The following is a 21,977-nucleotide window of genomic DNA, read 5'->3' as shown; positions in this document are numbered from 1 at the left end:
ACCCTTTTCAATAATTATTTTCACATAACCTTATATGCCCGTTGTCGAAGGATTGTAAACATTATTTTTGAAAAAAGCGTTTAAAGGTCGGATAAAGCGGGGATTATTACTTCTATTTTTTTTTATAAAAGGAGAAAAAAGAGGAACAGCACCCGGATCAGCGGGCCGTTCCTCTTGATTGGTCAGGATGGCATCGCTTCGACGAGCAGGTCCGCCAAGTGGACGGCGCGCATCGATTCAGTCCCATGCTCTTGAATCCCGAGTTGCATCTGCATGTGGCAACCCGGATTTGACGTCACGATCGTTTGTGCTGCCGTGGCGTTCACGTGCCCCATCTTCATCTCGAGGATGTCGTTGGCGATATGGGGCTGCAGAATGTTGTACACACCGGCCGAGCCGCAGCAGTGGTCGGCGTGCTTCTGCTCGATATAGACGGCCCCTTCGATCGCCTGGAGCAATACCCGCGGGGCGAGCGCGCCTTTTTGGACGTTGCGCAAGTGACACGAATCTTGATACGTGATGAGTTGCTCCGGCAGGGCGAGCGGGACGCGGTCGAGGAAGCCGACCTCAAGCAAGATTGACGCGAAGTCTTTAATCTTGGCCGTGAATCGTTCCGCACGTTCGGCCCATTCTGGGTCGTGCTTCAACAGATGGTCATAGCCGACGAGGAACGCGCCGCAACCGCCGGCATTCGTGATGATGTAGTCGACGTCCTCGGCCTCGAACGCCGCGATGTTCTGTTTGGCGAGCGTGACGGCGCCCGCCTGTTCGCCGGCATGACCATGTAAGGCCCCGCAACACTGTTGCGTTTTCGGGATAACGATGTCGCAGCCCGCCGCTTGGAGCAGTTTAATCGTGTTGGCATTCGTCTCATAGAACATCGTGTCCATCAAACAGCCGCTGAAGAAGGCGACTCGGGCCGTTGTCGCTCCCGTCGCCGGGATTTGCTCCGGACGTCGACGTCGCTCCGTCTTCGGTGGGACCGTCGGTAAAATCGTCTCCATCTTCTGGAGCTGGTCCGGGAACCAGTCGAGGATGCGGAGCTTGTGAGTGAGCGTCTGGACGCCAGACTGTTGATAGAAGCGGAGAAAGCCCGTCGCCGTCTCCATCTTCGCCTTATTCAAGAACAGCCCGTCAAAGACGACTTTTCGGACGAGCCGCTCGCGGACCGGCATTTGTCCCGTCGCACGTTTATGTTCGGTAATGGCGGCGCGTGCGTCCTCGAGCAAGACGCTATAGCGTACCCCGGCCGGACATGCCGGCTCACAGGCGAGACAACCGAGACATTCGTTGAGCGTCTTTTCGACGCCCTCATCCGGTTCAATCAATCCGTCGACGACACCTTTCATGATGGCGATGCGACCGCGCGGGGAGGCGGACTCGTCTTTCGAGCGGATATACGTCGGGCACGTCGGCAGGCAAAAGCCGCAACGCATGCAGCCGAGCATCTCTTCATAGTCGAGCTTCTCGGTCATGCGGGTGGCGAGTTCGGGCGTCTGCTTCATGATTTACCTCCTTGGACGATGCGTTTTTTCGCCGCTTTGGCGAACATCTTCTGCGGGTTCATGATGCCGTGCGGGTCGAAGGCGAGCTTGATGCCTTTCATGACGTCTATCCCGGCCGGACCGAGCTTCCATTCGAGATACGGTGCTTTCATCGCCCCGACCCCATGCTCGCCGGTGATCGTCCCGCCGAGGTCGAGTGCGGCGGCGAAAATATCGGCGAACGCCGCCTCGACACGTTCCATCTCCTCATGATTCCGGGCATCGGTCGCGACTGTCGGATGCAGGTTGCCGTCCCCGGCATGACCGAACGTGGCGATTTGAATGTCATACGCCCGTCCGATCGCTTCGATGCGCCGGACCATCTCGGCAATCTCGCTCCGTGGCACGGTCGCATCCTCTAAAATCGTCGTCGGGCTGAGCCTGGCGAGGGCGGACAAGGCGATGCGCCGGGCGTAGCGAAGCGTCTCGGCATGTGCCTCGTCTCGGGCCACTTCGACCGACAAGGCACCTTCTTCTAAACAGACAGCATGCATCGCTTCGATATCTTGTCGGACGACGTCACGCGGGCCGTCCTGTTCTAATAGAAGGAGAGCGCCGACGTCCGTCGGCAATCCGATGTTCGCGTACGCCTCGACGACCTCGATTGTCTTCTTGTCCATGAACTCGAGTGTCGCCGGGATGACGCGGTTCTCGATGATGCGGCTCACCGTTCGGGCCGCGCTGTCCAAGTCCTCGAAATAAGCGAGCATCGTCTGTTTTGTCTCGGGGAGCGGGATGAGCTTGAGCGTCGCTTGCGTAATGACGGCGAGTGTCCCTTCCGAGCCGACGAGGAGACGCGTCAAATCGTACCCGGCCACGTCCTTGGCGAGCTTGCCGCCCGTATGGAGGACATCCCCGTTCGGGAGCACCGCCTCGAGCGCGAGCACGTAATCGGCCGTCACACCGTATTTCAATCCGCGTAACCCACCTGAGTTCTCGCTGATGTTGCCGCCAATCGTCGAGATTTTCATCGAGCTCGGATCCGGCGGGTAGAACAGTCCTCTCGCCTCGACGGCTTGTGCCAAATGGGCGGTAATGCAGCCCGGTTCGACCGTCACTGTCAAATTCTTCTCATCAATCTCGACAATCTTGTCCATATGACGGAAGTCCATGACGACACCACCGGAAAGCGGCGTCGTGCCGCCGGCAAGATTTGTCGCCGATCCGCGTGGGACGACCGGGATCCGGTGTTCGTGGCACAGCCGCAACACGGCCTGCACGTCCTCGGTCGAGCGGGGGGCGACGATCGCGTCTGGCATCGCTTGATAGTTCGGCGTCGCGTCAAATGAATAGGCGAGTCGGGTCGTCGAGTCCGTGAAGACGACATCGGCGCCGATCTCCTCGCGTAGTTGGGTCATCCAATCCATTCTAGTTCCTCCTCACACGCATCAACATGCATTCGATGCGGGCGTCGGTTTCGAAAGTCACAAAATCGACACATTTTTAGATAGCGCTTACATCGTAATCGTAGCCATTCGAACTGGTATTGTCCACCCATTTCGGGTTGATAGGAAGGGCTTTCCAGGCGATTGACCGCTCGGAAAAGGCGGTGTGATATTCATCACTACAAATTCGTCAGAACCCCTCGACATGACAAAAAGATAATCGGTATACTGATACAGGACGATGTAAACGATTTCAAAATCGGGTCAACGTTTGTTTCAAAACCTTTTGTGAACGTAAGCCGTTTTGCATTGTAATTTCCAAAACGTGAAGGTATAACTGAACTATTCTTCATCTGATTCGTAATGTGAAATGTTATAAAGTCAACATTTTTATTTCACCGTTTCTTCATACTTTCTTAAAATTTGATGATTTTAATTTAGTTTGTGAACTGCGTAAAAGCCTTGATACGACTTGATTTAAAGCGCTTTTATAATTGTGAAATCAATTGACTTCTTATGCCATTTCCAGTACTCTGAACTTGTGTGACTTTTGATGGTCACGCGAGTGTGAATCCGATGGAGAAGATGCATGGCTTGGCAGCTCGAAAGGGGGATGGGGATGACGAAAAAAGACAATCGTTACCTATCTTATGCCTCGCTCGCCTCTCAAATCTCGACCGCGCTCGCTGGACCGATCGTCATCGGTTATCTCGTTGGCCAATACGGTGCGAGACGTGAAATTTGGGGCACGTTTGGTTGGAATGTGTCAGTGCTTCTCGGAATGGCTTTCGGGATCACGGCGCTAGTTCTCACCCTTCGAAGTTTACTGACAGGAGAGGACGAATGAACTTACAACAAGTGCAAGCAGACAGAAAAGCACAACAGCAGTTGATGAAACGCTATACGAAGTGGTTTATCGGATGGTTCGCCATTCTCCTCATCGGAGCGCTCATCGTCCCTATGTACAAACCGGTATTTCTCGGCTTGTTCTTAGGCGGGGTCGCCAGTCTCATCATTCTACATATGCAGAATCGAAGCGTCATTCGGATGTTTGACGTGATCGAACATGGACGACGCCCGAAGTCGCACGGGACTGTTTCAAGGATGGCAGTCGGTGCACTAGCCGTGATAGTCGGTCTCTTTTATGAGGATCGAGTATCGCTGATAGCGGTGGTAACTGGTCTAATCGCCGGCCACATCATACAATTTGGCGAGTTCACACTTGCCCAGCTCAGCAGGAAAAGAGGTGAATACTAATGGGTCATGAGTTTCCCACATATTCTCTACAACTCGGAGATTATACGTTATATGGGAGCTGGACGAACGTCATTACGGTGCTGATCGCATCACTACTCGTATTTACGTTTGCCGTTTGGGGAACGCGACGCTTGGCTATGAAGCCGACTGGTAAGCAGAACTTAATGGAATTCTTCGCAGAATTCACACGCGGGATTATCTCGAGTGCGATGGACTGGAAGACAGGTGGCCGTTTTATCGGGTTTGGAATGACGTTGATTTTGTTCATTCTCTTCTCAAACTTAATGGGTCTACCGTTTAACGTCATCTCTGGTCACTATCTATGGTTCAACTCACCGACGGCCGATCCTTACGTCACGTTGGCATTGTCGACACTCGTCGTTGCAATGTCGCACTATTACGGCGTGAAGCTACACGGTTTGAAGCACTACTCGGCGGAATTCGTGAAGCCGGTCTGGTTCTTATTGCCGATCAAGCTCATCGAGGAGTTCGCGAACACCTTGACGCTCGGTCTGCGTCTTTACGGTAACATCTTTGCCGGTGAAATCATGATTACCATCATCTTGGGACTCGCAATTACCGCAGAAGGGGCACTTAACCCGCTCGGTGCTGTGTTCGCAATTCTCCCAATGATTTTATGGCAAGGTTTCTCAATCTTTATCGGGGTTATCCAATCCTACATTTTCCTGACGCTTGCAATGGTGTATATCGGGCATAAAGCTTCTGCCGAGCATTAATTCGGGCAGGTCTCGCCAAAGCGTTGAACAAAAAAACTATTTACTTAACTTTTAGGAGGAATATACACAATGGAACAAATGAATCTTCTCGCAACAGCACTCGTTATCGGTCTTGGAGCACTCGCGGCTGGTATCGGTAACGGTCTCATCGTATACGGAACAGTACAAGGACAAGCACGTCAGCCAGAACTCAAAAACGAACTTCGTCAAACAATGTTCATCGGTATCGGTTTGGTTGAAGCCCTCCCGATCATCGGTGTGGCTGTCGGTTTCCTTCTCCTCAACTCTTGATTACGAGTTAACGAGAACAACGTAAGAGGGAGCGTGTCTCCCTCACTTATTTAGTCAAGAGGAGGGTATGCATGGATACGATGATGATTGCAGCTGGTGCTGGCGGCGAAGGCCTCCGCATCCTGGATATGATCTTTACACTTTTCACATTCCTCGTACTCTTGGCCCTGTTGAAGAAATTTGCTTGGGGACCACTCCTTGGAATGATGAGACAGCGTGAAGAGTATGTAGCGAACGAAATTGAGCTCGCCGAAAAGAGCCGCAAAGATGCGGAAACATATGTAGTCGAACAACGTGACGCGCTCAGCGCCGCACGTACAGAATCGAAAGAAATGCTTGATTCAAGCCGTCGTCAAGCAGAAGCGGAACAAGCACGCTTGGTGGAGCAGGCGCGTTTGGAAGCCGAACAAATCAAGATCGAGGCGGGTAAAGCGATCGAACGTGAGCGTGAGCTCGCGAAGCAATCGCTCCAGACCGAAGTCGTCACACAGGCGCTCTCGGCCGCACGCCACGTCCTTCAGTCAGACCTCAAAGGCGACGAAGCGAAACAACGTGCCCTCGTTACAGACTTCCTGTCTAAAGCGAAAGGTGCTAACTGATGAACACATCGTTAGCAAAACGCTATGCCAAAGCGCTCTTCGACTTAGCGCGGGAACAAGGCACGCTCGACCAAGTCGAAGCGGAAGTGCGTCTGCTCGATGAAGTGCTCCACGCGACTCCTGAACTCACGGATCTCTTAACGAATCCGGCGATCAGTGACAGCGAGCTTGCACAGCTTTTAACACATAGCTTTGGTGACATGACAGATATCGTGCTCAACACACTTCTCGTCATGGTCGAAAACGACCGTGCGAGCGAGGTTCGCGGCTTGTCGCGCTACGTCCTTGATTACATCAACGACTACCGTGGCATCGCCGAAGGGTTCGTCACGAGTGCTTACCCGTTGTCGGCAACAGAGTTGAAAGAAGTCGAACTCGTCTTCGGTCAGAAGATGAACAAGACGCTTCAATTGAAGAACGTCGTCGATGAAGACGTCATCGGTGGACTTCGTGTCCAGATCGGCTACACGACGTATGATGACACAATCGAAAACAAACTAACACGCCTCGAGCGTGAATTGTTGAATGCGTAAGAAATAGGGGTGAATTCAATGACGATTAAAGCTGAAGAAATCAGCGCCCTGCTAAAAGAGCGGATCGCTTCGTACGGTTCTGAAATCGAAGTCAGTGAGACAGGTACAGTCATTCAAGTAGGTGACGGTATCGCTCGTGCATACGGACTCGATAACGTTATGGCGGGGGAACTCGTAGAGTTCTCTAACGGCGTAATGGGCTTGGCGCAAAACTTAGAAGAAGGTAACGTCGGGATTATCATCCTTGGCGACTACAAAGGCATCAAAGAAGGCGACTCGGTAAAACGTACGGGCCGCATCATGGAAGTTCCAGTCGGTGAAGCGCTCCTCGGACGCGTCGTCAACCCGCTCGGACAACCAATCGACGGTCTCGGACCGATCGTGACGGACACATACAACCCGATCGAGCGTAAAGCTTACGGCGTTATGGCCCGTAAGTCAGTTCACGAACCGCTCCAAACTGGGATTAAGGCGATTGACGCCCTCGTACCAATCGGTCGCGGTCAGCGTGAGCTCATCATCGGTGACCGTCAAACTGGTAAGACTTCGATCGCAATCGACGCGATCATCAACCAAAAAGAAGAAAACATGGTCTGTATCTACGTCGCAATCGGTCAGAAAGAATCGACTGTCCGTGGCGTAGTTGAGACGCTCCGTCAAAACGGCGCCCTCGATTACACGATCGTTGTTTCGGCATCGGCTTCACAGCCAGCCCCACTTCTTTACCTCGCACCATTCGCTGGGGTATCGATGGGTGAGTACTTCATGGACCGCGGACAACACGTCCTCGTCGTGTATGATGACCTCTCGAAACAAGCGGCAGCTTATCGTGAGCTCTCGCTTCTTCTCCGTCGTCCTCCAGGCCGCGAAGCCTACCCAGGGGATGTCTTCTACCTCCACTCACGCCTTCTTGAGCGTGCGGCGAAGTTGAACGACGAACTCGGCGGCGGTTCATTGACAGCACTTCCGTTCATCGAGACACAAGCGTCGGATATCTCGGCTTACATCCCGACGAACGTAATCTCGATCACAGACGGTCAAATCTTCCTTCAGTCGGACCTCTTCTTCTCAGGGGTACGTCCTGCGATCAACGCCGGTCTCTCGGTATCGCGTGTTGGTGGTTCGGCTCAAGTGAAAGCGATGAAGAAAGTTGCGGGTACGCTCCGTCTTGACCTCGCGTCATACCGTGAGCTCGAAGCGTTCGCCCAGTTCGGGTCGGACCTCGACAAAGCGACACAAGCGAAGCTCAACCGTGGACAACGGACTGTTGAAGTCTTGAAACAAGACTTGAACGCACCGCTTTCGGTCGACAAGCAAGTAATCATCATCTACGCTCTCACGAAAGGTCATCTCGATGACGTCCCAGTCGAAGACATCCGTCGTTTCGAAAAAGAAATGAACGCATGGCTCGACCAAAACCGTGCGGACCTCTGCCGTGAAATCCGTCAAACAGGAAACCTTCCTGCTGACGAGGCGATGGTCGATGCACTTACGGAATTCAAAAAGACGTTCTCGCCATCGGTTTAATCCGGTGACGAGCGTCTATTAAGGTGGTGAATCGAAATGGCATCATTACGTGAGATCCAGATGCGGATCACCTCGACCCAAAGCACGAAGCAAATCACGAAAGCGATGAACATGGTGTCGGCCTCGAAATTGAACCGCGCTCAAGGGAGCAACGCCAACTTCAAGCCGTACATGACCAAGTTGCAGGAAGTCATCTCGTCGATTGCCGGCGGTACTTCAGGCGCAACACACCCGATGCTTCAAGTCCGTCCCGTTAAACGGACCGGCTATATCGTCATCACGTCAGACCGCGGACTTGCTGGTGGATACAACGCCAGCGTCCTTCGTGACGTGTATCGCGAGTTGAAAGCCAAACACGGTTCAACAGACGAATACCGTCTGTACGTGATCGGGAAGGTCGGCGTTCAGTTCTTCAAGGCCCGTAACATTCCGGTGTACAGTGCCATGACAGGACTCAACGACCAGCCATCATTCGTTGAAGTCGCAGAGATCGTCAAACAGACGGTCGGCGCGTTCAGTGAAGGCGAGATCGATGAATTGAAGCTTTGCTACAACTCATTCATCTCTGTCATCAGCCAAGAAGTGAAGATCGATCGATTGCTTCCGCTTGGGAATATCGAACAGACCGCATCTAATGTGATGTATGAATACGAACCAGAAGAAGAAACGATCTTAGCAGCGCTTCTTCCGCGTTACGCGGAAGGACTCATCTACGGCGCGCTCCTCGATGCGAAAGTATCGGAGCACGCGGCTCGGATGACGGCGATGTCGAACGCGACGGACAACGCGGATGAACTTATCCGTGGACTCAAGCTCAAGTTCAACCGCGCGCGTCAAGCGGCGATCACACAAGAAATCACAGAGATTGTCGGAGGTGCGGCTGCGCTTGAATAAGCGCACGCCCTCTAGATTGTAGGAGGCTAACACGATGAACGAATACGGCATGAAAGGCCGCGTAGTCGCAGTCATGGGCCCAGTTATCGACGTTAAGTTCGACAACCACTTACCGAACATCTACAACGCCCTCAAAGTCACGCATGTGGCTGAATCGGCGCAAGATGTCAGTGTCGACTTGACGCTCGAGGTGGCGATTCACCTTGGGGATGACACGGTCCGTACGATTGCGATGGACTCAACGGACGGCGTTCGCCGCGGCATGGAAGTACTTGACTTAGGTTCACCGATTTCAGTACCGGTCGGAGAAGAGACGCTCGGTCGTGTCTTCAACGTACTTGGTAACCCGATTGACGATAAAGAAGTATCACCGACTGTCCGTCGGTCACCGATCCACCGTCTCGCACCGACGTTCGATGAGTTGTCGACAAAAGTTGAGATCTTGGAAACAGGGATCAAAGTCGTCGACCTTCTCGCACCTTACATCAAAGGTGGTAAAATCGGCCTCTTCGGTGGTGCCGGTGTAGGTAAAACCGTTCTCATCCAGGAACTTATCAACAACATCGCGCAAGAGCACAGCGGGATTTCTGTATTCGCAGGAGTCGGCGAGCGTACGCGTGAAGGAAATGACTTGTTCCACGAGATGACGGACTCAGGCGTTATCAAGCAAACGGCGATGGTCTTCGGTCAGATGAACGAGCCGCCGGGCGCGCGTCTTCGCGTAGCCTTGACGGGTCTTACAATGGCAGAATACTTCCGCGATGAGCAAGGACAAGACGTTCTTCTCTTCGTCGATAACATTTTCCGTTTCACACAGGCAGGTTCGGAAGTATCGGCCCTTCTCGGTCGGATGCCATCTGCCGTAGGTTACCAACCGACACTCGCGACGGAAATGGGTATGCTTCAAGAGCGGATCACGTCAACAGCTAAAGGATCGGTTACATCGATTCAAGCCGTATACGTACCAGCCGATGACTATACTGACCCGGCTCCAGCGACAACGTTCGCTCACCTTGATGCAACGACTAACTTGGAGCGTCGTCTTTCGGAGATGGGGATCTACCCAGCCGTTGACCCGCTCGCATCGACTTCACGTGCCCTCTCGCCTGACATCGTCGGACCAGAGCACTACGAAGTAGCCCGTAACGTCCAGCAGACGCTTCAGCGTTACAAAGAGCTTCAAGATATCATTGCAATCCTCGGTATGGACGAGTTGTCTGAAGACGATAAGCTCACGGTTCACCGTGCCCGTCGTATTCAGTTCTTCTTGTCACAAAACTTCCACGTGGCTGAGCAGTTCACAGGCCAAAAAGGTTCGTACGTACCAGTTAAAGAGACAGTTCGCGGCTTCAAAGAGATCCTCGATGGTAAACACGACGATCTTCCAGAAGATGCATTCCGTCTCGTTGGTCCAATCGAAGACGTCATCGAAAAAGCGAAGACGTTGGTCTAAGACCTACACGGAAGGGGGAAACTAGACGATGAATACTCTTCACGTCAACGTCGTCACCCCGGATGGTGCAGCCTATGAGGGCGAGGCACGGATGGTCGTCGCCAAATCGGTGACCGGTGAACTCGGTATCTTACCGAAACACATCCCGATGGTGACACCGCTCGATATCTCAGTTCTCAAACTGCGCCACGAAGATGGTGGACGCACGCTGATCGCACTCAGCGGCGGTTTCATGGAAGTTCGTCCCGACACGGTGACGATCTTAGCTGAAACAGCCGAAATGGCGGATAAAATCGACTACGACCGCGCTTCTGCGGCGAAAGTTCGTGCCGAGCGTCGTCTTCAAGACACGAAGCTCTCGGACCTCGAATTCCGTCGTGCGGAGCTCGCGCTCAAAAAAGCGATTAACCGTTTGAGCATTCGCGATATCAAAGAATAACCGACATCTCTCCTGCAGCCGCAGGGGAGATTTTTTTGTGGATGGACCGAATGAATCACGTTCCTTCTATATATATAGGTCCAAAGCATCAAAAGTTTTACGCCCAAATAGTGGAAGACAGACATCTCTTATCCGATAATATAGGTGGGAACTACGGTAAAGGAGACAATGGGATGAAAGTTTATGTTGCGCGCCAACCGATCTTTGATCAAAAATTACGCGTCTGTGGCTATGAACTGTTATATCGCCGCAGCGAGAAAAATATATTTGAACATGTCGATGACGCACTTGCGACCGCCGACGTGATTCATAACGCCTATCTCGTCTTCAACTTTCGGGAGTTGACGGAAGGGACGAGAGCGTTCATTAACTTTCCGCAAAACTTGATTGAGAGCGAGGTACCGGCTTTATTGCCGCGGCAGACGCTCGTCGTCGAGGTGCTCGAGCATGTCGAACCGACGGAGAAAGTCTTGGCGGCGTTACGTTCGTTACGTCGGAAAGGCTATACGATCGCCCTCGACGACTTCGTGTTCGAAGAGAAGTATCGGCCACTCATCGGACTCGCCGATATCATCAAAATCGACTACCAGGCGACACCGATCGACCAACAGAAGCGGCTCATCGACGCCCTCGGCCATCGCGTCGAATTTCTAGCGGAGAAAATCGAGACACCGTTCGAATATGAGATTGCCAAGAAGCTCGGCTATCACATGTTCCAAGGCTACTTCTTCAGTCGGCCGACGGTCGTCCACGGTGCCGAGGTCCATCCGCTCCGGCATACGCTCGTCGAAGTGCTGAAGGAACTCGATAAGCCGGAACCGGACTTCCGACGCATCGCCAGCCAAATCGAACGAAGCGTCGACTTGTCGTATAAAATGTTACGCTCGGTCAACACGGTTTATCAAAAGGGACGTCACACGATTCAATCGATTGAACAGGCCGTCGCGCGCATCGGGCTCGATGAGATGCGGCGTTGGTCCTACTTGATGTTGTTGCGTGAGTTGCAGACATCCGAATCGAAAGAATTGATTAAACAGAGTGTCATCCGCGGCAAGATGATGGAACTGATCGCGGCCGAGACGCTGCCGCACGTGACGGCGTTCGACGCGTTCATCACGGGTATCTTCTCGTCGCTTGACGTCATCTTGGACGAGACGATGCATACGCTCGTCTCGGAGCTTCCGGTCGAACCCGTCGTCAAAGCGGCGCTTCTCGGGGAAGACAACGAGTTGCGCGGTTTGCTCAATACGGTGCTCGCCTATGAGCGGTTGACGGTCGACGTCGATGAGACGATGCCGGACTTGTCTCGATACTACGTCGAAGCCATCCGTTGGAGCCAAACTTATGATGCTGAAGTGAATAATGTTTGAAATGTTGAAGGGACGTCAATTACTGTACTAAGGCCATGCGCCGATTGACGTTCCTTTTTGTATGCGGTTTATGGAGAGAAAGCGAGTTGATCGGATGAACCCATTCCACCACTCACTTAAACGCTAAGTCTTTTTTTCTCTGACGTGACATGCTATGATTAAAAATGGTACGAATTTTTGAAAAGAGGGGAATCGTCGATGTTGAACACCGTGTTATCGCTCGTCATTTACGTCGTAGCGATCTACGTCGCTTGGTGGGCACTCATGCCGGTCAAATGGGACCGCCTGCTCAATCAAGTGAGGAGTCCGCAAGCAGCAGTCTTGCGTGTCCTCGTGGCCGTCGTCTTCGGTTCACTGATCGCCCAGTTCTTTTTGGAGTATATCCGATTGGCCCAGGCGCTCGCACCATTACAGTAGGCAGGGAAACGATTACTAAACTGTAATCCTGCTGTAACGTTTCTTATATGTTTATCGTGTAGGATAAATTCGTCTGACATGACGAATTTTTCATCAGAATTTTATGAGTGCTTTTATTATTATTTTTCTCTCTGATGAAGCGTCACGTGTTACAAACCATCGTAGTAATCGACATAACCACATCCGGTAGAGGATATCGACGTATAAAACAAAAAAACAACGAAGTTGGAGGACAAAGAGAGATATGAAGGATTTGATTGTAGTCCGTGGAGGACGTAAATTGTCAGGTACTGTGCGTGTTGAAGGAGCTAAAAACGCCGTACTCAAAACATTGGTTGCCACTCTTTTAGCAAGCGAAGGAAAGTCGGTACTTCAAAACGTGCCACGCCTCGCTGATGTGTACACGATTAACAAAGTACTTCGCCACCTTGGTGCAGAGGTTGCGTTTGACGAAGCAAATAACGAAGTCACTGTCGATGCGTCGGGCACAATCAAAGACGAGGCGCCGCTTGAGTACGTCCGCAAGATGCGTGCCTCGATCCTTGTCATGGGTCCTCTCCTTGCTCGTCTTGGGCATGCGCGTGTCGCAATGCCAGGCGGTTGCTCGATCGGGTCACGTCCGATTGACCTCCACTTAAAAGGCTTCGAGGCAATGGGCGCGAAGACGGTCATCGGCAACGGTTTCGTCGAAGCTTCGGTCGACGGTCGCTTGAAAGGTGCGAAGATCTACTTGGACTTCCCATCTGTCGGCGCGACAGAGAACATCATGATGGCGGCAGTCCTTGCTGAAGGAACAACGGTCATCGAAAACGTCGCCAAAGAACCTGAAATCGTCGACCTTGCCAACTTCTTGAACGGTATGGGCGCACACGTCCGCGGTGCCGGTACAGAAACGATTCGAATCGAAGGCGTGGAGAAACTCCATGGTGCCGAGCATTCAATCATCCCTGACCGCATCGAAGCCGGTACGTTCCTCGTTGCTGGAGCGATCACAGGTGGCGACATCGAAGTCATCGGCGCTGAGCGCGAGCACCTTCGCCCACTCATCTCGAAGATGGAAGAAATGGGCGTCAAGTTCGAGGATACGTCAGAAGGCATGCGTGTCATCGCACCGGATGTGTTGAAGCCGGTCGACGTGAAGACGATGCCACACCCTGGTTTCCCGACTGACATCCAAGCACAAATGATGGCGCTCGTCTTGAAAGCTGGCGGCACATCGGTCATCACCGAAACAGTGTTCGAGAACCGCTTCATGCACGTCGAAGAATTCCGCCGCATGAACGCAGACATTAAAATCGAAGGACGCTCGGCAATCATCAAAGGCGGCGTTCGCCTCCAAGGTGCTGAAGTCGTCTCGACTGACCTTCGTGCCGGAGCAGCCCTCGTCCTCGCGGGACTCATCGCGGACGAAGAGACACGCGTTGGCGATCTCTACCACATCGACCGTGGCTACGTCGACTTCCACAAGAAATTGCAAGCGCTTGGTGCTGACATCGAGCGAATCCAAGGGAACGTCGAAGTTGCCGAAGAAATGGTCAAGAACTAATTAATAGACTCATAGGAGCGAGGAGAGACTCTTCTCGCTCTTTTCAATGAAGTAACGAACGGAGGAACCTACACACCATGTTTTCAAAAGATATCGGGATTGATTTAGGAACAGCAAACGTCGTCATCCACGTCAAAGGTCGAGGCATCGTCCTCGACGAGCCATCCGTCGTTGCCATCAAGCGTTCGACAGGGAAAGTACTCGCTGTCGGAACGGAAGCGTATCAGATGGTCGGACGTACGCCAGGTGACATCGTCGCCATCCGTCCACTCCGTGATGGGGTCATCGCTGACTTCGCGACAACCGAAGAGATGCTTCGCCATTTCGTCGAGAAGATCCAAGTCCGCGGTTTCTTTGGCGGCATCCGCATGCTCATCTGTACACCGGCAAACGTGACACCGGTTGAAGCGAAAGCGATCCGTGAGGCGGCCGAGAAGGCCGGCGCGAAAGAAGTCTTCCTCGCCGTAGAACCGAAGGCAGCAGCCGTCGGTTCAGGCATGGACATCTGGAAGCCGGTCGGTCATATGATTGTCGACATCGGTGGCGGGACGACAGACGTTGCCATCCTCTCGATGGGCGATATCGTCTGCGGCGAAACGATTAAAATCGCCGGGGATCGGTTCGATACGGACATCCTCCGCGCCATCAAAGACAAGCATAAGCTCGTCATCGGTGAGCGGACGGCCGAGCAAATCAAGAAAGAGATTGCGACGGTCTTCCCAGGCGGACGTAACGAGACGATGGATATCCGAGGTCGTGACATGGTGCGTGGGCTTCCGCGTACGGTAACCATCACGTCGGAAGAACTCCGTGAAGCGATGGCTGAATCGGCAAATGAGATCGTCGAAGCAACGAAGCGCGTCCTCGAACAGACGCCTCCGGAACTTGCGGCCGATATCATCGACCGCGGCATCATCATGACAGGTGGCGGCTCGCTCCTCCACGGGATCGACCAGCTCGTCGCCGAGCGTGTCGGATTGCCGGTCATGATTGCCGAAGAGCCGACGCTCAGCGTCGCGCATGGCACGGGCATCATGCTCGAGCACTTGGATCGTTTGAAGTAAGATCATCTAAAGGCACGACGTCAGTAGGCGTCGTGCTTTTTTTGCGTTCAACACTGTCTGAATTTCCTGGAAATGGATAGAATAAGAGAGGGAGGGCTGCAGATGAATCCATTGATTGAGCGATTGACGGCGAAAGGAGTCGAGGTCACGGAGGTTGAAGACCGAGGTGAGGAAGCGCGTCAGACATGGGTGGCGCACTTCATACGACCGGAACAGCGGACACGGCTTTCCCCTTATCTATGGGAGGATATCGGGGCAGGGGCTGACGGCTGTCTCGTCGGAACGGCTGCTGAGCATGCGTTCGAACGGGCAGGGAAGTGGAAAGCGATGCTCTTTTTTCAACACTCGAACGATGTGCTCGAACTCGACTTGACGAAAGCACAACCACTTGCCAGGAAAGAGTTGATTGTCGAAACCATGGACTATGCGGACATCTATATCGTCGACCCGGCTTACACGTGGACGTATGTCATTCCGCACGAAGCGGACTGGGGACCGTATTTTCTCACCAAATTAGGGACTAAAGGGGATCATTAAATGACACGACCACTCACACTCATTACCGGCGTCAGTCGGACGCAAGGCATCGGAGCGGCCGTCGCGCGAAAACTTGCTACGTCAGGTCATGACTTGTATCTCACGCACTGGAGCCCGTTTGACGGCACGGAAGGCGTCGGAGCGGAACCGAATTTCATCGACGGCTTCGTCGACGAATTACAGACATTAGGGGCTCGCGTGGCCCATGAGTCGTACGACTTATCGTCTGGAGACGTAGAAGGGTTGCTCAACCGCGTCGAAGCGGCGCTTGGTACTCCGAGCCGTCTCATCAACAACGCGACGTATGAGCGGCACGTGAGCGTCGATACGTTCACGACCGAGACACTCAGCCGTCATTATCTCGTCAATAACGAAGGGACGCTCGGTCTGACGTTCGCCTTCATCGAGCGATACAAACAGGCTGGGCATACGGACGGACGCATCCTGTTCATGGTGTCCGGGGGAGCAGATGCATCCAACTTGGCTTATATCGCCACGAAAGGCATGTTAATCGCCATCACGCCGGCGCTCGCTAACGGGGCAGGGCAGTACGGAATCTCTGTGAATGCGCTCGACCCGGGCCCGACCGATTCGGGTTGGATTGATGACGGGCTCCGTCAACAACTCGTACCGCTGTTCCCGCATGGACGTGTCGGGACACCCGAAGACACGGCCCGCTATATCGCGTTCCTCATGGGGTCGGACGGGGCCTGGGTCAATGGGCAACATCTTCACGTCGACGGTGGCTTCGTCGGACGCTAAAAAGAGCTTCTCCCAATTCAAGGGAGAAGCTCTTTTTAATGCCATGTATAGTCTTTGTCGACGAAGAGTCGAGTGGACAAATCCGTTTGCGGGAACGGCTTTTCTTTCGCATCTAACCAGTCATGGTAATCGCAAAGACAGACGTCGTCCAAATGGAGCGAGTAGCCGTTGTTGATCGTCTGGACCGAGATACTCAAATCATACTCGGCGAGCGTCTTCTTCAAGCGGTAGACGAGGTTATAGACGTTGTGGAGCGCCCGCTGCGGCTCATCAATCTCTGGATAGAGCGTCTCGGCAATCAGCCATTTATTGACCACTTTATCACGATGGAAAATCAAGTAGGCGAACAGCTCCTCGGTCTTCTGTGTCGGCCATTTGACGAGGTCACCGTCTTGCGTCTTGACCGAGAAGTGGTCGAGACATTGAATCGTACACGTCCGGTGATGCTCGGTCGACATTGTCTCCTTGTATCGTTTCTCGACGCGAGGAATGAGGTCGTGAATCATCTGTTCGGTAATCGGTTTGAGCAGATAGTGCGTCGCTTGCAGGTTGAACGCATCGACCGCGTATTGGCTGTGCGCCGTCGTGAAGACGACTTGAGTCGTCTCGGGCAATCGTTTGGCGAAATCGAGACCGTTCATCTGGGGCATCTCGATATCGAGAAAGACGAGGTCGACTTCCTGGTTTGCTAAAAATTCAAGTGCTTGGAACGGATCGTGGAACGACCCCATCCATTTCAAGTTTGGTTCAGCTTGGATGAGGCGTTCCATCATCCTTAAAATATGGTGCTCATCTTCAATCAAAATCGTGCGCATGTTGCTCGTTCATCCTCTCTCGTTTTGGGAGTCGGATATGCACATGCGTTCCGACCCCTGGTTCAGAATTTAATTTAAATGTGGCATCTGATATGAAGTCGATCCGATTCTTGACATTCGGGATACCAATTCCATTCGATTTTCTCAAGTGCGGTGTCGGATTGAACCCGATGCCGTTGTCGGCAATCCGGATATCGATTGCATCATCTGAGGACTGGATCGACAACATGAGCCGTTTGATACCTGGTTGCTTCATCAACCCATGCTGTACCGCGTTCTCGACGAGCGGTTGCAATAACAGCGGTGGAATCAAGGCGTTGAGGACGGATTCGTCGATATCTTTCGTGATGGTGAACGCATCATTGAAGCGAGTCTGCTCAATCATCAAATACGAGTCGATGACGTCGAGTTCTTGCTTGAGCGAGATATCGTTCTCGGTCCGCCCATTCTCGAAGATGAAGCGGACATATGTGCTCAAATGGCTGAGCAAACGTGCCGCCTCGGTCGGTGCCGTGTAACAGAGCGCAATCACGTTCCCGAACGTGTTGTATAGGAAGTGCGGCTTGATTTGGGCGTTGAAGAACGAAATCTCACTTTGGTTGGCGAACGTCTGCACTTCACGCTTTTTCCGTTTATCCGTCGACAAGTGAATCGGGAGCAACGTGAACATGAGCAGGAAGTAAATGAGCGACATGACGCTCGTATACAGTTCTTGGTTCGGGTGGTCAATCAGAACGTTGATCAACTGGCCGACATAGCCGATGATGAGTGAGATCGTGAACACGAGAAATTCGAACGGATAGCCGTCGTTTTTTCGTTCGAACAGCCAATTGATGTTCAGCCCGGTCCAGAAGAACGTGATGAACAAGACATACACCCAAGGGAATTGGTCGAACGTCGCGTGCGCACCTTCTGGCAGCACCAAGGCGATCAGACTGAACGCATAGAACGGGTAGGACGCGTACTTCAAAAAGTGTCGAAACGGGACGCGTTCGAGACGTAACGCAAAGTTGATTAACATCGCGACACTCAGTAATGCCGTAATCAAATTTAATTTATGGGCCAAAACGTAAGACATCATAGGGACGATTTCGAATACGATCATTTGATCATTCGTCATAAGCGAGACGCTGACGAGGAAAAAGAAAGCAGCCCCATATAAATAGAGCGATTCCTTACGATGGAACAGCCGAACGATTGCGTAGAATGAAAAAATGAGGAGCGAGATGAGGATAATCACGAACTCATAACTGAAGTATTGATTATGATAGGTCATCATATTGCTCGTTGGACCGATGAGCAGGCTATCGGAAATTCCAGTCGAGAGCTCATTCGTCTCAGCCGTTTGAATCGTCAGACGGAACGTCGGGGTATGCGTATCCAGAAGAACGAGGTAGGCATGCCGAAGGTCTTCATCTGTCGATGCGTAGACGGGTGAAACAGCTTCTCCATCAATGAGAAGGTTGACATGTGGGTGGTTACGCGGCACACGCAAAGCGTATTGTCCGGGAGGCAGTGAAATGTCAGCTTCATAAGTAGCCATCTTGTGTGGTGTCACATGCGGGAGTTGTCGATAAGACTCGCGGTCGACTCGCTCGAGCAGGCTCGATTGAAAGCGCCACGTCCCATCGAGACGCATGAGTTGTTCGGTCACACGAGAATCGGTCAAATCGGCCGTTCCTTGTGTGACGGTGACTGAATCGTCAATCGTCTGTCCGCGCGTTAAGGCGAAGCCGCCAACGAGCGCGAAGAAGACCATCAACATGACCAGCCCAATCGATTTAGGGGTCATCTGCATATTCCCTTCGTGGTTTGTGAGTTTTTTGTGAGAAACGAACGATATACTGACACTAATCGTTCACATATTAACGTGACGAATGTTTTCTTATCGTACACGAAACTGACTTTTTTGAATAGCCGAACATACGAAACTATCTAATCCGATTAATCATCGATATGAAAGAAGGCTATATATGAAACGCTGGATTGAACAACGAATTAGCCGCCAAGTCCTCACCGTGTTTTATGTATTGATTGCCTTAATCACGTTGACGTCACTCGGCACATACTTTTATACCCAGCAGGCGATCCGCGAAACCACGGTCGAGCTTGAGCGGATCAGTGAACATCGTTCGCGGGCGACTGATTTGTTCGAGACATGGCAGTCGATGCAATACGAGATGCGCGGCCACGTTTTACTTGGGGAGGATGCATTGCTAGCAGAAGTCAAGCAAGCCCAAGACCGAATCGACGACCAGACGAGCTGGTTTGAACAGAACGCCGAGACGAACGAAGAGACGACGTTCGCGGAAGAGGCGCGTTTGCTCTTTACCATCTATACGACGCGCGTCATGCCTGGTCTCGAACGTTACGTTGTCGCCAAAGCGAACGGCGAAGTCGATGAGCCGTTCTTACAGATGGCGACCGTCGGCCAACTCATGCCGAAGAATGCATCGTCGAATCAGACACGATTCAAATTCAATTCGAATAGTGCGGCCGATATGAGTGCGAGCATCGTCGACATGGAATCGGTATTCACGGACTATCGCTCCGAGCTCGACTTTCAAGAGTCGGGTCTCCGGGAAGAACTGTCGGAGCAGCTCGCCAAAGCCCAATGGATGTGGCTACTCATTTTGCTCGGCGCGTTGTTCATCCTCTTTGTTAGCCTACAACCATATATTGTGCGGTTGACGAAACAGCTTGAGGCGCTCATCACGAACAGTGAACGGCTGGCCGTCGATCCGCATGCCACGCTTATTCCAATCAATCCAATGAAAAACGAGGTTGGTCAACTATCGAAATCGTTCACGGAGATGTCGAGCTCGTTGATTCATCAACATACTGAACTTGAGAAAGAGCGCGAGAAGACGGCCCGCATTTTGCATACGATGCGCGACGCGATTGTCTTTGTCGAGGTAGACACAAACCAACGCTTCGCCAACGAGGCGCTGTTCGAACTGTATGAGCAGCCGTTCCCGTTCGGCGACCGTCAGAGCTTGTATCCGATTGACGCGTTTTATGAGCCGTTCATGGACCAAATCGATGATCAGGACGGTCTCAATCGCTTCACACACCGGGCTAAAAACTGTGGAATCTTCGATGAAACGTTTACGTATTCGATGCAAGGGGGAAGACGTATCATACGGATGTACGCCGAACCGATTGAACTGCAGGACGAACGTTTCGGCGTGATGTTTGTGTCGCGGGACATTACGAAAGAGATTGAGATTGACCGCTTGAAGACGGAACTCGTCGCGACGGTCTCACACGAACTTCGTACCCCGCTCACATCCATTCTTGGTTTTACCGAACTGCTTGAACACCGACAGGTCGACGAAGAGAAGCGGAAACGCTACTTGAGTATGATTCATAGCGAGACGACCCGGCTCGAGCGGCTCGTCAGCAATCTGCTCGACGTGCAGAAGATAGAGTCCGGTAACGCGCAGCAAGACTTCAAAGTCGAGAGTTTGTTCGAACTATTGTCCGATATTCTTGAGATTCATGCCGGTTCGACCGAGTTGCATGCGTTCCATTTCGATTGTGATGAAACGATTCGCGTCTCCGGGGACCCGGCGCAACTGCGTCAAGTGTTCTCGAATATCTTGAATAACGCCATTAAATATTCACCCGACGGCGGCAATATAGCCGTCAACGTCTCGTGCGATGACGATGTCATCCGGATCGCCATCGAAGACGAAGGCATGGGTGTGGCACCCGCAGATGCCGAACGACTGTTTGAGAAGTTCTACCGTGTCCAAAACGAACAGAGTCGCAATATTGGAGGCACCGGCCTTGGGCTTGCGATCTGTAAGGAGATTATTGAATCGCACGGCGGGACGATCAGCGTTCGTTCTGAACTTGGGAATGGGACGATTATGACGGTCGAACTCCCGATTGTCGCTTGACGAAAACCACTTCACATTGCGAAGTGGTTTTTTTTAGTTTTTTTCAAAAAACGGTGAACGAAACATTCCTTTGGTACGATATACAGAGTGAAGACTTTGAACGATGAAAGGAAGACGAACCATGCTACGCGGATTATATACGGCGGCGGGCGCGATGAACGCGCTCCAACGTCAACAAGAGATTTTGAGCAATAACCTTGGAAACGTCCGGACACCTGGATTCAAGGCATCGAACGGCGTCGTCCGCTCGTTCCCAGAAATGTTGCTCGCCCAAGTGAGCCACCCAGGAAATTCGGGTTCACGCGTGCAAGGCGAGGTTGGCACGTTGTCGACGGGCGTGTATTTGCAAGAGACGATGCCACGTTTCTCGACGGGAAGCATCTCCGAGACGGGGAGCCCGACCGACGTATATATGAAGGTACCGGCTGACGCGACGGGTGCCGCTATGTTCGCCGTCGAACAGAACGGTGAGACGCTCTATACGACGAACGGACGCTTCGCGGTCGATGAGGAACGCTTCTTGCGTTCGGCAGATGGTGGGTATATCCTCTCAGACGCCGGCGAACGGATTCAATTGCCGTCAAGTGAGTTCACGTTGTCAGGTGACGGACAAATCACGTCACTCGGACAGAACGTGGCGACGCTCGGTGCCGTCCAAATCGATGACTTGACGACACTCGAGCAAGTCGGGAACGACTATCGGGTCAATGGAGACGCACCGCCTGCTGCGAACGTTCAGTTCCAACAAGGATTTATCGAAGAGGCGAACGTCGATCTCGATCGGACGATGGCCGATTTGATGACGACGTACCGTCAATTCGAGGCGAACCAAAAAGTTGTCCAAGCGTATGACAAGAGTGCCGAGCGGGCGATTGAAATCGCTCGGATTCGTTAAGGAGGAA

General features: G+C 52.5%; 22 protein-coding genes. 18 read left to right on the top strand and 4 right to left on the bottom strand.

All coding sequences use genetic code 11. The features are described 5' to 3' along the window. Positions 1-182: 182 nt before the first annotated feature. Both KNP82_RS07570 and KNP82_RS07565 read right to left on the bottom strand, forming a co-directional pair. Complete coding sequence (locus KNP82_RS07570; RefSeq protein WP_051627670.1) at positions 183-1,505, bottom strand: (Fe-S)-binding protein; 1,323 nt, start codon at positions 1,503-1,505, stop codon at positions 183-185. Then, the gene (locus KNP82_RS07565) at positions 1,502-2,902 is read right to left on the bottom strand and encodes an FAD-binding oxidoreductase (RefSeq protein WP_051627773.1); all 1,401 of its coding nucleotides are present in this window, start codon (positions 2,900-2,902) and stop codon (positions 1,502-1,504) included. Before KNP82_RS07565 ends, KNP82_RS07570 begins: the two co-directional genes overlap by 4 nt. Before the next feature lie 616 nt (positions 2,903-3,518). Here KNP82_RS07565 and KNP82_RS07560 point away from each other — a divergent pair. The 16 genes from KNP82_RS07560 to KNP82_RS07485 all read left to right on the top strand — a co-directional run bounded on the left by KNP82_RS07560 (position 3,519) and on the right by KNP82_RS07485 (position 16,355). Continuing rightward, the gene (locus KNP82_RS07560) at positions 3,519-3,776 is read left to right on the top strand and encodes a hypothetical protein (RefSeq protein ID WP_251128686.1); all 258 of its coding nucleotides are present in this window, start codon (positions 3,519-3,521) and stop codon (positions 3,774-3,776) included. After that, positions 3,773-4,186, top strand: coding sequence for an ATP synthase subunit I (locus KNP82_RS07555; RefSeq protein WP_029594687.1), 414 nt, complete (start codon positions 3,773-3,775; stop codon positions 4,184-4,186). The genes KNP82_RS07560 and KNP82_RS07555 overlap by 4 nt, the downstream gene beginning before the upstream one ends. After that, positions 4,186-4,923 (top strand): F0F1 ATP synthase subunit A, encoded by a 738-nt coding sequence (gene atpB / locus KNP82_RS07550; protein ID WP_021066134.1) that lies wholly within the window; start codon positions 4,186-4,188, stop codon positions 4,921-4,923. Before KNP82_RS07555 ends, atpB begins: the two co-directional genes overlap by 1 nt. A 78-nt stretch (positions 4,924-5,001) precedes the next feature. Further along, on the top strand, positions 5,002-5,214 hold the full coding sequence (gene atpE / locus KNP82_RS07545) for a F0F1 ATP synthase subunit C (RefSeq protein ID WP_024370837.1): 213 nt from the start codon (positions 5,002-5,004) through the stop codon (positions 5,212-5,214). Positions 5,215-5,285: 71 nt separating this feature from the next. After that, complete coding sequence (gene atpF / locus KNP82_RS07540; protein ID WP_029594688.1) at positions 5,286-5,813, top strand: F0F1 ATP synthase subunit B; 528 nt, start codon at positions 5,286-5,288, stop codon at positions 5,811-5,813. Next, on the top strand, positions 5,813-6,346 hold the full coding sequence (locus tag KNP82_RS07535; protein WP_021066137.1) for a F0F1 ATP synthase subunit delta: 534 nt from the start codon (positions 5,813-5,815) through the stop codon (positions 6,344-6,346). Before atpF ends, KNP82_RS07535 begins: the two co-directional genes overlap by 1 nt. A gap of 18 nt (positions 6,347-6,364) precedes the next feature. Further along, positions 6,365-7,873 carry a F0F1 ATP synthase subunit alpha gene (gene atpA, locus KNP82_RS07530; protein ID WP_029594689.1) on the top strand — a complete coding sequence of 503 codons (1,509 nt, stop codon included), beginning with the start codon at positions 6,365-6,367 and terminating at the stop codon, positions 7,871-7,873. A 36-nt stretch (positions 7,874-7,909) separates the two neighbouring features. Then, complete coding sequence (atpG, locus tag KNP82_RS07525) at positions 7,910-8,767, top strand: ATP synthase F1 subunit gamma (protein WP_021066139.1); 858 nt, start codon at positions 7,910-7,912, stop codon at positions 8,765-8,767. A 34-nt stretch (positions 8,768-8,801) separates the two neighbouring features. Next, positions 8,802-10,220 carry a F0F1 ATP synthase subunit beta gene (atpD, locus tag KNP82_RS07520; protein WP_021066140.1) on the top strand — a complete coding sequence of 473 codons (1,419 nt, stop codon included), beginning with the start codon at positions 8,802-8,804 and terminating at the stop codon, positions 10,218-10,220. 28 nt (positions 10,221-10,248) lie between these two features. Next, positions 10,249-10,659, top strand: a complete 411-nt coding sequence (locus KNP82_RS07515) for a F0F1 ATP synthase subunit epsilon (protein ID WP_021066141.1) — start codon at positions 10,249-10,251, stop codon at positions 10,657-10,659. A 173-nt stretch (positions 10,660-10,832) separates the two neighbouring features. Next, entirely contained in the window at positions 10,833-12,029 is a 1,197-nt protein-coding gene (locus tag KNP82_RS07510) for an EAL and HDOD domain-containing protein (protein ID WP_029594690.1), read from the top strand. A 198-nt stretch (positions 12,030-12,227) separates the two neighbouring features. Further along, entirely contained in the window at positions 12,228-12,446 is a 219-nt protein-coding gene (locus KNP82_RS07505) for a DUF1146 family protein (protein WP_021066143.1), read from the top strand. A gap of 244 nt (positions 12,447-12,690) precedes the next feature. Beyond that, positions 12,691-13,992, top strand: coding sequence for a UDP-N-acetylglucosamine 1-carboxyvinyltransferase (gene murA / locus KNP82_RS07500; RefSeq protein ID WP_029594691.1), 1,302 nt, complete (start codon positions 12,691-12,693; stop codon positions 13,990-13,992). A gap of 77 nt (positions 13,993-14,069) precedes the next feature. Continuing rightward, positions 14,070-15,056 carry a rod shape-determining protein gene (gene mreB, locus KNP82_RS07495; RefSeq protein ID WP_021066145.1) on the top strand — a complete coding sequence of 329 codons (987 nt, stop codon included), beginning with the start codon at positions 14,070-14,072 and terminating at the stop codon, positions 15,054-15,056. 102 nt (positions 15,057-15,158) lie between these two features. Further along, positions 15,159-15,593: a DUF4275 family protein gene (locus tag KNP82_RS07490; protein ID WP_051627671.1), complete on the top strand. Its 435-nt coding sequence runs from the start codon at positions 15,159-15,161 to the stop codon at positions 15,591-15,593. Further along, positions 15,594-16,355 (top strand): SDR family oxidoreductase, encoded by a 762-nt coding sequence (locus KNP82_RS07485; protein ID WP_214827560.1) that lies wholly within the window; start codon positions 15,594-15,596, stop codon positions 16,353-16,355. A 35-nt stretch (positions 16,356-16,390) separates the two neighbouring features. Here the strand turns inward: KNP82_RS07485 and KNP82_RS07480 are convergent, their stop codons facing one another. Together KNP82_RS07480 and KNP82_RS07475 are read right to left on the bottom strand one after the other, a co-directional pair. Beyond that, the gene (locus KNP82_RS07480) at positions 16,391-17,170 is read right to left on the bottom strand and encodes a response regulator (protein ID WP_029594694.1); all 780 of its coding nucleotides are present in this window, start codon (positions 17,168-17,170) and stop codon (positions 16,391-16,393) included. After that, positions 17,151-18,962: a sensor histidine kinase gene (locus KNP82_RS07475; RefSeq protein WP_029594695.1), complete on the bottom strand. Its 1,812-nt coding sequence runs from the start codon at positions 18,960-18,962 to the stop codon at positions 17,151-17,153. The genes KNP82_RS07480 and KNP82_RS07475 overlap by 20 nt, the downstream gene beginning before the upstream one ends. A gap of 181 nt (positions 18,963-19,143) precedes the next feature. Here KNP82_RS07475 and KNP82_RS07470 point away from each other — a divergent pair, with 181 nt between their 5' ends. Both KNP82_RS07470 and KNP82_RS07465 read left to right on the top strand, forming a co-directional pair. After that, positions 19,144-21,075: a sensor histidine kinase gene (locus KNP82_RS07470; protein WP_029594696.1), complete on the top strand. Its 1,932-nt coding sequence runs from the start codon at positions 19,144-19,146 to the stop codon at positions 21,073-21,075. A 121-nt stretch (positions 21,076-21,196) separates the two neighbouring features. Further along, on the top strand, positions 21,197-21,970 hold the full coding sequence (locus KNP82_RS07465) for a flagellar hook-basal body protein (RefSeq protein ID WP_029594697.1): 774 nt from the start codon (positions 21,197-21,199) through the stop codon (positions 21,968-21,970). Positions 21,971-21,977: the final 7 nt, after the last annotated feature.

It is taken from the genome of Exiguobacterium sp. s26, from assembly GCF_018618235.1.
Lineage (GTDB): Bacteria > Bacillota > Bacilli > Exiguobacteriales > Exiguobacteriaceae > Exiguobacterium > Exiguobacterium chiriqhucha.
The sequence above is the reverse complement of the archived record's forward strand: the minus strand, read 5'-3'. Positions and strand labels throughout refer to the sequence as shown.

Bases quoted from the DNA above. Each gene is read 5' to 3' on its own strand.
- KNP82_RS07570 (WP_051627670.1), bottom strand. From the start codon at position 1,505: ATGAAGCAGACGCCCGAACTCGCCACCCGCATGACCGAGAAGCTCGAC.
- KNP82_RS07565 (WP_051627773.1), bottom strand. From the start codon at position 2,902: ATGACCCAACTACGCGAGGAGATCGGCGCCGATGTCGTCTTCACGGAC.
- KNP82_RS07560 (WP_251128686.1), top strand. From the start codon at position 3,519: ATGGCTTGGCAGCTCGAAAGGGGGATGGGGATGACGAAAAAAGACAAT.
- KNP82_RS07555 (WP_029594687.1), top strand. From the start codon at position 3,773: ATGAACTTACAACAAGTGCAAGCAGACAGAAAAGCACAACAGCAGTTG.
- atpB (WP_021066134.1), top strand. From the start codon at position 4,186: ATGGGTCATGAGTTTCCCACATATTCTCTACAACTCGGAGATTATACG.
- atpE (WP_024370837.1), top strand. From the start codon at position 5,002: ATGAATCTTCTCGCAACAGCACTCGTTATCGGTCTTGGAGCACTCGCG.
- atpF (WP_029594688.1), top strand. From the start codon at position 5,286: ATGGATACGATGATGATTGCAGCTGGTGCTGGCGGCGAAGGCCTCCGC.
- KNP82_RS07535 (WP_021066137.1), top strand. From the start codon at position 5,813: ATGAACACATCGTTAGCAAAACGCTATGCCAAAGCGCTCTTCGACTTA.
- atpA (WP_029594689.1), top strand. From the start codon at position 6,365: ATGACGATTAAAGCTGAAGAAATCAGCGCCCTGCTAAAAGAGCGGATC.
- atpG (WP_021066139.1), top strand. From the start codon at position 7,910: ATGGCATCATTACGTGAGATCCAGATGCGGATCACCTCGACCCAAAGC.
- atpD (WP_021066140.1), top strand. From the start codon at position 8,802: ATGAACGAATACGGCATGAAAGGCCGCGTAGTCGCAGTCATGGGCCCA.
- KNP82_RS07515 (WP_021066141.1), top strand. From the start codon at position 10,249: ATGAATACTCTTCACGTCAACGTCGTCACCCCGGATGGTGCAGCCTAT.
- KNP82_RS07510 (WP_029594690.1), top strand. From the start codon at position 10,833: ATGAAAGTTTATGTTGCGCGCCAACCGATCTTTGATCAAAAATTACGC.
- KNP82_RS07505 (WP_021066143.1), top strand. From the start codon at position 12,228: ATGTTGAACACCGTGTTATCGCTCGTCATTTACGTCGTAGCGATCTAC.
- murA (WP_029594691.1), top strand. From the start codon at position 12,691: ATGAAGGATTTGATTGTAGTCCGTGGAGGACGTAAATTGTCAGGTACT.
- mreB (WP_021066145.1), top strand. From the start codon at position 14,070: ATGTTTTCAAAAGATATCGGGATTGATTTAGGAACAGCAAACGTCGTC.
- KNP82_RS07490 (WP_051627671.1), top strand. From the start codon at position 15,159: ATGAATCCATTGATTGAGCGATTGACGGCGAAAGGAGTCGAGGTCACG.
- KNP82_RS07485 (WP_214827560.1), top strand. From the start codon at position 15,594: ATGACACGACCACTCACACTCATTACCGGCGTCAGTCGGACGCAAGGC.
- KNP82_RS07480 (WP_029594694.1), bottom strand. From the start codon at position 17,170: ATGCGCACGATTTTGATTGAAGATGAGCACCATATTTTAAGGATGATG.
- KNP82_RS07475 (WP_029594695.1), bottom strand. From the start codon at position 18,962: ATGACCCCTAAATCGATTGGGCTGGTCATGTTGATGGTCTTCTTCGCG.
- KNP82_RS07470 (WP_029594696.1), top strand. From the start codon at position 19,144: ATGAAACGCTGGATTGAACAACGAATTAGCCGCCAAGTCCTCACCGTG.
- KNP82_RS07465 (WP_029594697.1), top strand. From the start codon at position 21,197: ATGCTACGCGGATTATATACGGCGGCGGGCGCGATGAACGCGCTCCAA.